The organism is Lactobacillus sp. UMNPBX16 (genome assembly GCF_002553775.1).
GTDB lineage: Bacteria > Bacillota > Bacilli > Lactobacillales > Lactobacillaceae > Lactobacillus > Lactobacillus crispatus.
On record NZ_PCYU01000096.1, the window covers coordinates 1 to 291 of the forward strand.

The 291-nt window shown below is 39.2% G+C and carries 1 protein-coding gene; it reads left to right on the top strand.

Annotation, left to right across the window (positions count from 1 at the left end; genetic code table 11):
- Nucleotides 1-291: hypothetical protein (locus CP367_RS10535; RefSeq protein WP_143469239.1), on the top strand; the 291-nt coding region annotated here is incomplete at both ends.

Here is a 291-nt window from a genome sequence, read left to right on the forward strand (position 1 = left end):
ATGAAGATGCTATCATGCTTTCTGAACGATTAGGTAAGGATGATGTTTATACTTCAATCAGTATTGAAGATTATGAATCAGAAGCTCGTGACACTAAGTTAGGTCCAGAAGAAATTACTAGAGAACTTCCTAATATTGGTGAGGATGCTTTGAAGGATCTTGATGCTGATGGTATCGTTCGTGTTGGTGCAGAAGTCCACGATGGCGACATTTTGGTAGGTAAGGTAACTCATAAGGGTGTAACTGAATTATCTGCTGCAGAAAGATTACTGCACGCTATTTTCGGTGAAA